At 67.8% G+C, this 8,810-nt stretch carries 8 protein-coding genes and 1 pseudogene; all 9 read left to right on the top strand.

Translation table 11 applies throughout. From position 1 onward, the window contains the following. Positions 1-2,208: ATP-dependent DNA helicase RecG (gene recG, locus K2Z83_RS07895; protein WP_220594634.1), on the top strand; the 2,208-nt coding region annotated here is incomplete at its 5' end. Positions 2,209-2,239: 31 nt separating this feature from the next. Next, the gene (locus tag K2Z83_RS07890; RefSeq protein ID WP_220594633.1) at positions 2,240-3,298 is read left to right on the top strand and encodes a 2-oxo acid dehydrogenase subunit E2; all 1,059 of its coding nucleotides are present in this window, start codon (positions 2,240-2,242) and stop codon (positions 3,296-3,298) included. A 163-nt stretch (positions 3,299-3,461) separates the two neighbouring features. Continuing rightward, positions 3,462-4,535: a 6-phosphofructokinase gene (locus tag K2Z83_RS07885; protein ID WP_220594632.1), complete on the top strand. Its 1,074-nt coding sequence runs from the start codon at positions 3,462-3,464 to the stop codon at positions 4,533-4,535. 96 nt (positions 4,536-4,631) lie between these two features. Continuing rightward, a complete protein-coding gene (locus K2Z83_RS07880; RefSeq protein ID WP_220594631.1) occupies positions 4,632-4,868 on the top strand; it encodes a hypothetical protein in 237 nt (78 codons plus the stop codon). 464 nt (positions 4,869-5,332) lie between these two features. Beyond that, positions 5,333-5,779, top strand: a complete 447-nt coding sequence (locus tag K2Z83_RS07875) for an SRPBCC family protein (protein WP_220594630.1) — start codon at positions 5,333-5,335, stop codon at positions 5,777-5,779. Beyond that, a complete protein-coding gene (locus tag K2Z83_RS07870) occupies positions 5,780-6,013 on the top strand; it encodes a hypothetical protein (RefSeq protein WP_220594629.1) in 234 nt (77 codons plus the stop codon). Positions 6,014-6,106: 93 nt separating this feature from the next. Further along, on the top strand, positions 6,107-6,907 hold the full coding sequence (locus tag K2Z83_RS07865; RefSeq protein ID WP_220594628.1) for a DUF6754 domain-containing protein: 801 nt from the start codon (positions 6,107-6,109) through the stop codon (positions 6,905-6,907). Between the two features lie 94 nt (positions 6,908-7,001). After that, positions 7,002-7,667 carry a hypothetical protein gene (locus tag K2Z83_RS07860; protein WP_220594627.1) on the top strand — a complete coding sequence of 222 codons (666 nt, stop codon included), beginning with the start codon at positions 7,002-7,004 and terminating at the stop codon, positions 7,665-7,667. 646 nt (positions 7,668-8,313) lie between these two features. Further along, a pseudogene (locus K2Z83_RS07855) lies at positions 8,314-8,810 on the top strand (hypothetical protein); the annotation flags it as partial.

Below are 8,810 nucleotides of genomic sequence, written 5' to 3'. Positions count from 1 at the left end.
CCCCCAACCCCCAGCCCCCAGCCCCTAACCCCAGCCGACCCGCTCGACCTCGTGCCCGGCATCGGCAGGAAGGACGTACACGCCTTCAGGCGCATGGGGCTGCGCACGGTTGAGGATCTGCTCTACCACTTCCCGCACCGCTACGACGACTACAGCTCGCAGAAGCAGATCGCCGATCTGGTCGTCGGCTCGGTGGAGACGATCGTTGGCGAGGTGAGCGAGACGCGCCTGGCCGGCGGGCCGCGCCCGCGGGTCGAGGTCTCGATCTCCGATGAGAGCGGCACGATCAAGGCGGTCTTCTTTGGGCAGCCCTGGCTCACCAAGCAGCTGCCGGTGGGCAAGATGATCGTGCTCAGCGGGAAGGTCGGGGCCTACGGCGGGCTGCGCCAGATGGCCAGCCCGACCTGGGAGCCCTACGTGCCCGACAGCGACGCGCTGATCCACACCGGGCGGCTGGTGCCGGTCCACCCGCTCACCAAGGGCCTGCTCGACCGCAACGCCCGCAAGGTGATCAAGCAGCTGGTGGACGCGGTGGCCCCGCACATGCCCGAGTACCTGCCCGAGGCGACGCGGGCGCAGGCCGGGCTGGTCGGCCTGGGCCATGCGATCAGCCAGATCCACTTCCCCGACAGCGCCGAGACGCTCACGCGCGCCCGCGAGCGGCTGGGCTTCGACGAGTTCCTCTTCATCCAGATCGGCGTGGTGCAGCGCAAACTGCTCTGGCAGGGCGAGCTCGGCTACCAGCTGCGGCTCCACGAGGATGTCCACGCCGACCTCCAGGCCCAGCTGCCCTTCGCGCTCACCGGGGCGCAGCAGCGCGCCCTCGCGGAGCTCTTCAGCGATATGGCCCGCCCGGTGCCCATGGCCCGCCTGCTCCAGGGCGATGTCGGCTCGGGCAAAACGGTGGTGGCCGCCGCGAGCCTGCTCCAGGCGATCGCCAACGGCTTCCAGGGCGCCCTGATGGCGCCGACCGAGATCCTGGCCGAGCAGCACTACAAGGGCCTGAAGAAGCTGCTCGGCCGGGTGCGCGTGCCCCGCCAGGCCCAGCAGGAGGCCGAGGGCGAGACGTGGCGCGACCGCATGAGCCCCGAGGAGGCCGCCCAGCTCGCCGAGATCAAGGCCCTGCTCGGCATGACCGCCGAGGACGACATGGACGGCGAGGGCGTGCGGGTGGCCCTGCTCACCGGCAGCCTCGGGGCCAAGGAGCGCCGCCGGGTGCTGGAGGGCATCGCCAAGGGCGAGGTGGACCTGGTGGTGGGCACCCACGCCCTGATCACCGAGAGCGTGCGCTACCACAGCCTCGGCCTGGTCGTGGTGGACGAGCAGCATCGCTTCGGCGTCGAGCAGCGCCAGCGCCTGCGCGACAAGGGCTTCAACCCGCACCTGCTGGTGATGACGGCCACGCCCATCCCGCGTACCCTGACCATGACGATCTATGGCGACCTGGACACCTCGGTGCTGGATGAGCTGCCGCCCGGCCGCCAGGTCATCCGCACCCGCTGGGTCCCCCGGAGCGACCACGCCAAGGTCTACCGCCACATGCGTAAGGAGATCGAGAAGGGCCGCCAGGCCTTCGTGATCTGCCCGCTGGTCGAGGAGAGCGAGAAGATCGACCTGCCCTCGGCCGAGGAGATGTACGAGAAGCTGCAGAGCGAGGTCTTCCCCGACCTGCGGGTGGCCCTGCTGCACGGCAAGATGCTGCCCCGCGAGAAGGACCAGATCATGGTGGCCTTCCGCGACCACGCCTACGACATCCTGGTGGCCACAGCGGTGATCGAGGTGGGCATCGACATCCCCAACGCCTCGACCATCCTGATCGAGGGCGCCGAGCGCTTCGGGCTCTCGCAGCTGCACCAGTTCCGCGGCCGGGTGGGCCGGGGCCAGCACCAGAGCTACTGCGTCCTCATCCCGCACAAGGCGAACGACTCGAGCGCGGAGCGGCTTGAGGCGCTAGCCCAGACCAGCGACGGCTTCAAGCTGGCCGAGATCGACCTGCAGCTGCGCGGCCCCGGCGAGTTCTTCGGCACCCGCCAGAGCGGCACGCCCGACCTGAAGGTGGCCCAGCTAGCCGACACGCGCCTGCTCGTCGCCGCGCGCGCGGCCGCCGAGGCGATCCTCGGCGACGACCCGCAGCTGGCCAAGCCCGAGCACGCCCTGCTTAAGCAGAAGGTCGATGCCTTCTGGGTCGAGGCGAGGAAGGCGGGGTGACGAATGTTGAATGTTGAATGCTGAATGTTGAATGCCAGGCATTCAGCATTCAACATTACTCATTACTATAGAGGGAGCGATGATGCTCGACATCACACTGCCGGCCATCCCGGGGGGCGCGGCCCAGGTGCTGCGCTGGCTGGCCGATCCTGGGGCGGCGCTGGGCGCGGGGGCGCCGCTGCTGATCGTGCGCAGCGAGGTGGCCGAGGTGGCCCTGCCCGCGCCGGAGGCCGGCGGGCTCGCGGAGATCCTGGCCCCGGTGGGCGCGACGGTGGAGGAGGGGCGGCCCCTGGCCCGCCTGCGCCCCGCGGGCCGCCAGGATCGCCCCGCCCCGGCCCGAATCACGCCCCTGGCACATCGGATCGCCCAGGCCCACGGCATCGACCCGGCCGCCCTCGCCGGCAGCGGGGCCGACGGGCGCGTGGTGGCGGCAGATGTGCGACACAGTGTAGGGCCGAAGCATGCGCCCAATGCGATCGCAGCAAGCGCTGAACTCTCGGCTGCGCATGCTTCACCCCTGCCCGTCGCAACGGCGATGGTGGAGTTCGACGCCGGCCCAGCCCTAGCGCGCTGCGCGGCGCAGGGGGCTGAGTTTGGGCGGCTGGGCCTGCGCGCGAACCTCACCGCCTGCGTGGCCGCCGCCACCGCCGGCCTGCTGCCGAGACACCGCAGCCTGAACGCTAGGTGGACGGAGGGCGGGACGCTGCTGCGCCGCCGGGTGCATCTGGCGGTCGCCGCGCGCGACGGCGAGCGCCTGACATGGGCGCTGGTGCGCGACGCAGGCGACCTGACGATGCGCGGGGTGGCCAGGGCGCTGCGGGCAGTATCAGACCCAGCGCTCGGCGAGGCCACCTTTGGCCTGGTGATCCTGGCCGACGGCGACCTCTGGCAGAGCGCCCCGCCGCCCCTTGCCGGCACCGTGGCCGCCCTCGGGCTGGGCGCCCCGCGCCGCCGGGCCGTCGCCTGCGGCGACGCCGTCGCCGTGCGCCCGATCGCCACGCTCAGCCTCAGCTACGACGCCCGCGCCCTCGACCACGCCCATGCGGCCGCGTTCCTGCGCGACCTGCGCGAGGACCTGGAGCGGATGTAGGGTTGGGGGTTGGGGGTTGGGAGTTGGGGGTTGGGACTAATCCCCAACCCCCAACTCCCAACCCCCATACATCGGGTGGTATAATTGCGGACGGAGAGAAGAGGCACAGCGACAGTAGATCCTGATTGCGGGGGAGGTCCTCGCTTCGCTGAGGAGATCGCGCATGACGACAGGGAAACGAAAGCGGATCGGCGTCCTGACAAGCGGCGGCGACGCGCCTGGGCTAAACGCCGTGATCCGCGCGGTGGTGAAGGCGGCATCGGGGCGCGGCTTCGAGGTGCTCGGCATCGAGTATGGGTTCGAGGGTCTTCTCGGCGAGCGGACATACCGGATGCTCACCAACGCCGATGTGCAGGGCCTGCTGCCCCGCGGCGGCACCATGCTGCGCACCACTAACAAGGGGCACTTCGGGCCACGCAACGCGGCCCTCTCAAGCGAAGAGGATCCCTATCAGCTTGCGGTCAAATCGATCCACGAGCTTGATCTGAGCGGCCTGATCACGATCGGCGGCGAGGGGACACAGCGCATCGCGCTTGAGCTCTACAAGCTTGGCGCGCCCGTCGTCGGCGTGCCGAAGACGATCGACAACGATCTGGCGGGGACGGATCGCACCTTCGGGTTCGACACGGCGCTCCAGGTGGCGACCGACGCGATCGACCGCCTGCACACCACGGCGGCAAGCCACAACCGCGTGATGGTGCTCGAGGTGATGGGCCGTCACACCGGATGGATCGCGCTCCACTCCGGGCTGGCCGGCGGCACCGACGCCATCCTCATCCCCGAGATCCCCTTCAATATCGAGTATGTGGCCAACAGGATCCGCGAGCGCGAGCAGCGCGGCAGCACCTTCAGCATTATCGTCGTCGCCGAGGGGGCGCGGCCCATGGGCGGCACCGAGATGTATATCGCCGACGGGCGGCTCGGCGGCATCGGCCACTGGATCGGCGACCAGATGCAGAAGCTGACGGAGAAGGATACGCGGGTGGTCGTGCTCGGGCACCTCCAGCGCGGCGGCTCGCCCTCCCCCTACGACCGGCTCCTCTCGACGCGCTACGGCGCCGCCGCCGTAAATGCGGTCGCCCACGGGGTCTTCGGCGAGATGGTGGCGCTGCGGGCCGAGGAGATCGTCACGGTCCCCCTCGCCGAGGCCTGCGGCCACCTGAAGACGGTTCGGCCTCACAGCGACCTGGTGCTTTGCGCCCGTGCCCTAGGGGTCACCTTCGGCGATGAGCCGTAGCGGAGAAGGCAAAAGGGAGAAGGTAAAAGGCAAAAGCCAAAAACCGAGCCAAAGCTTCGTGGTTTTACCTTTTGCCTTTTGCCTTTTACCTTGAAGATGGACACACTCTGGCTTGGCTACGATGGCCTTGAGCTACCCTTCCGCGAGATTGCGGCGGTGCTCCTCTACCAGCCGATCCTCGACGCACGGATCGCCCTGACCTTCGGCAGCGTTCCGCGCGGGGTCCAGGCCGTGGTGGTGACAGCGGAGGGGGCGTTCTTACCCGCCCGCTGGCGCGCCGACCAGCTGAGGCGGCGGTGGGCGCGCTGGCGAACTGGGCAAAGGTCGCTGTAGCCCCCGCAGCACGCCGACGGACGACCAAGGACGAACGACCAACCGTGCCGATGCCTTCGTCATTGGTCGTTCGTCGTTGGTCAGCACCCCCAACCAGCTTCTGAAGCCTTAGGGAAGTGGAAATTTTCACATATCCCACCTTCGAGCGAGCGGGAAGACCCTTCGCTTCGCTCAGGGTGACATGGGAGCGTGATGGGACAATGAAAAAGATCGTTAGCGCGAATACGCCTTGGGGTAACCTATGAGCGTAGGAGCCTCAGCTGGCGACTGACGTCGCAGCGCGGGGGCCTCCGGACACCCGCCCGCCTCCACGGGCGGTTCCGGCGTCGGCGCAGGCCGACGCCCGGCGCGCAGCGCCGCTCCGGCGCGACGTCAGTCGCCAGCCGGTGTGGCTTGACCCAGCGCGTATTCGCGCGAACAAAAGATCTGCTTCCCTTACCTTGTACTAGACATATCATGAGATAATGACAAGCTATGAGATTAGCGCCAGCACCACGACGACAATGCCGCCAGAGCGGATCTTTGCTGTGCTCGATGACTTTGGCGGCTGGCCAAGGTGGATGCCCGCCCTCGATCGGATCAAGGTCGAGCTGCCCGCCGGCCAGCGGCCGAGTCCGGGATACCGCTTTCGGCTGCGCGGCAGCGTGGTGTTCGCCGACCTAGAGGTGATCGACTACACCGCGCTCAGCCGGGCCACAAGCTTCCGCATCAGCTTCCCGCCGCTCACCGGTGTGAACCGCTGCGAGCTACGCCAGATCGATGGCGACCGCTACCACATCAAGCGGGTCGACTCGCTGAATCTCCCGGAGATTGTGGCGGGACTGATCGACTCAACCCAGCGCGCCCGCTTCGCCCGCCTGGCCAAGGAGTTTCTTGAGGCGCTGCTGCGCGCTGCCGAGGCGGAGGGCTAGTTGGACGATCGCCACGATGGATTGCAGAAGCTGGCCGAACATATTGACCGCGCCGGGCTGCGCGCCCCGGCAGCGATCTTGCTTGATCTGCTCTGCCCGCTGGATGTGATCAGCAGCCAGATCGCCCAGTTCGCACGCCCGCTTGTGCGTGGCACGGGCCTTGACCCCTACGCCGGGCTACTGGCTGAGGCCGCAAGCTGGCAAGAGTTACGCCGGCTCCTTTCCCGTCAATAGTGTTGACAAAGCCCATCCTTTGCGTTACACTCGAAAGAGTAAAATCAGAAACGTTGTAAAGAGTTGTCATCGTCACCCTCTGGGAGCACTTTGATGATTGTCGCCCCCCAGGTTATGCTCCTGATGCTTGTCATCCTGGTGGTCGTCGCCATGACGTGGCTTCACCACGCGCGCGTGATCGCGGGGTGGCTGCCGGAGCGCCGCCCGCTACCGGCGCTCGACGCGCTTCGCGGCGCCCTCGGGCGCGGCGCGGAGACGGGCCGATCACTGCATATCTCGCCGGGGAGCGGCCAGATCGGAGCGGGTAACGGGACGCGCGGATCCACGGCCGAGACGATCGCCGGGCTCATGGTCGCCGGCCGGGTCGCGGAGGAGGCCGCACTCAATGGTGCGCCTATCCTGATCAGCTCAGGCGATGCCATCTCGCACCTTGCGCTGCGCGGCGCGGTGCGACAGGCCTATCAGATGGCCGGCCAGACTCAGGACTATGACTCGGGGCGGGTGCAGCTCCTGGCCCACCAGGACGCCCTCGCGTACGCCGCAGGTGTGACGACGCTCTACGGCCGCGACCAGATCGAGGCGAGCATGCTCATCGGCAGCTTCGGGCAAGAGTTCCTGCTGATCGGGGAGGACGGCGCGCAGCGCAACCTGCCGCAGGTGGCAGGGTCGTCGAGCAGCACGGCACTCCCGCTGATGATGCTCAGCACGCCGTCGGCGCTGATCGGCGAGGAGATCTACGCCGCCGAATCATATCTCTCCAGCGACCCCGCTGCCCAGTCGCGGCTGATGACCCAGGATGGGCTGCGCACGGTGGTGATCATCTTGCTTATTGGCGGCTTCATCTACGGCCTGATCCAGCCATCGCTGGGCCTCCCGCCTCTGGCTGGTCTCTAATAGCGAGCCATACCGCGATCCTGTGATTGCATCGATGACAGATACACCACCGCTGACGGCACGCACCGCGGCTCATGGTGAATGAGGGGCCTGGATGTCCTTCCTGCGCGATCTAAAACGTCTGGTCGCCGTTCTGATCGCTGGGGCCTCCGGCCTGATCGTGCTGCTCGATTTTGCCGGCAGCGGCCCAATCGTCGCCATGATCGCTCGCGCGCTGGTGGGCTGGGCGGCGCTGATCACCGCCATCGCTCTCCTGATCGGGATCCTGAGCGTCTCCTGGTCGCACGTACAGCGTATGCGGCGGCGCAGCGCCGATTGGGGCTACAGTATCGTGCTGCTCGCCGGCATGCTGCTGGTGATCGTCATCGGGGTCTTCTTCCCGCTGCCGGGCACATCGGGGGTCGTGCTGCCACGAAGCCTTGCGGAGCAGCCGATCCGCCAGCTCTTCAGCACCGTCTACGAGCCCATTGCCAGCAGCCTGCTGGCGCTCCTGGCGTTCTTCAGCCTGAGCGCCGCCCTCCGCGCGCTCGGGCGCCGGAGCGCCGATGCTGTCGTGATCGTCGTCGTCGCAGCCGTCGTGCTTGTCGCGCAGCTGCCTCTCGTCTATACCTTGCCGGGGGTCGCCGTCACTGTCCAGTGGGTCAATGACTATGTTGCGCTCGCTGGGGCACGCGGGCTGCTGATCGGTGCCGCGATCGGTGCGATCGTCGCGAGCGTGCGCGTGCTTCTTGGCTTCGATCTTCCGTATCTCGACCGCTGATGCCTGGCCACTAGCAGCCTGGATCTGCCGCCACACCATGGAACACCTTCCGCCCTGGCTCCGCAATGTACCGCTGCCCCCCCGCCCAGCAACGGGCGGCCACGCCGACGACGATACGCCGGACTGGCTGCGTACGGCTGCGGACTCGGCTCCGTCTGCGCCCAGCGCCCCAGCAGCGCCGCAGGCCGCCCCTCATACAGATGATGATGACACGCCAGACTGGCTCCGCGATCTTCAGAGCGAGATCGGGGCGACGTCGACCGGCGATACGAACCTTCCAGACGCCCCCGCTCGCACGGGCGCGGATGATTCGCCCGACTGGCTCCGCGATAGTGAGCCGAGCGCGCCGAGCGACTCCCGTCGCCCCGCGCCGCAAACGTTCGGCGCCACCGGCTGGCTGAACAGCCTCTCTGCTGAGGGCCGTGCGGACGATGAGCCCGAGCCTGAGCCTGAGCCGCCGCCAACGAGCACCACCTCGCGGATCAAAATGCCGGTCGGGGCCACCGACTGGCTGCGTAGCATCGGCCAGGAGCCGGACCCCGACGCCCCAAGGGAGCCGCAGCCTCCGCTGTCAGAGCCGCTCGACGATAAGAGCGGTGTCCCCGACTGGCTGCGTGATGTGACCCCCTCTGAGATTATTGAGACGATGGCGGAGGATCAGCCGAGCAGCCCCGAACCGCCGCCACAGGCGGCGTTTGACCCCCTTGCCTCGAACTGGCTTACTGAAGAACCTGGCATCACCGATGATGATGACAGGACGGTTGCAGCCGATTGGGCCGTGGGCACTGACGCGCAGGCGGAGACGATAGCAGCAGATAACATTCCCGAATGGCTGCGTGATGTCGCCCCCGAGTCGTTCGACTCTCCAGATGGCGAATCATCACCTCGTGATGCGGGCGGGCTGCCTAGCTGGCTGGATGCGCCTGAAGATGATAATCTGCCCTCCTCCTTCGACAATAGCGATGTCCCCGACTGGCTCCGCGATGTCTCCGGTGAGGAGGCTGAAGGCACTACAGAGGATCAGCTAGGCGCACCCCAGAGCACTGGGGAGATGTCAGATCCTGATGTCCCCGCCTGGCTCCGCGACGCCGAGCCGTCTCCCGCCACACCGCCACCCGCCGGCGACGATGTCCCCGCCTGGCT

Source organism: Oscillochloris sp. ZM17-4, assembly GCF_019599295.1.
Taxonomy (GTDB): Bacteria; Chloroflexota; Chloroflexia; order Chloroflexales; family Chloroflexaceae; genus Oscillochloris.
This window is presented reverse-complemented; position numbering and strand designations above follow the sequence as displayed.

Bases quoted from the DNA above. Each gene is read 5' to 3' on its own strand.
- K2Z83_RS07890 (WP_220594633.1), top strand. From the start codon at position 2,240: ATGCCAGGCATTCAGCATTCAACATTACTCATTACTATAGAGGGAGCG.
- K2Z83_RS07885 (WP_220594632.1), top strand. From the start codon at position 3,462: ATGACGACAGGGAAACGAAAGCGGATCGGCGTCCTGACAAGCGGCGGC.
- K2Z83_RS07880 (WP_220594631.1), top strand. From the start codon at position 4,632: ATGGACACACTCTGGCTTGGCTACGATGGCCTTGAGCTACCCTTCCGC.
- K2Z83_RS07875 (WP_220594630.1), top strand. From the start codon at position 5,333: ATGACAAGCTATGAGATTAGCGCCAGCACCACGACGACAATGCCGCCA.
- K2Z83_RS07865 (WP_220594628.1), top strand. From the start codon at position 6,107: ATGATTGTCGCCCCCCAGGTTATGCTCCTGATGCTTGTCATCCTGGTG.
- K2Z83_RS07860 (WP_220594627.1), top strand. From the start codon at position 7,002: ATGTCCTTCCTGCGCGATCTAAAACGTCTGGTCGCCGTTCTGATCGCT.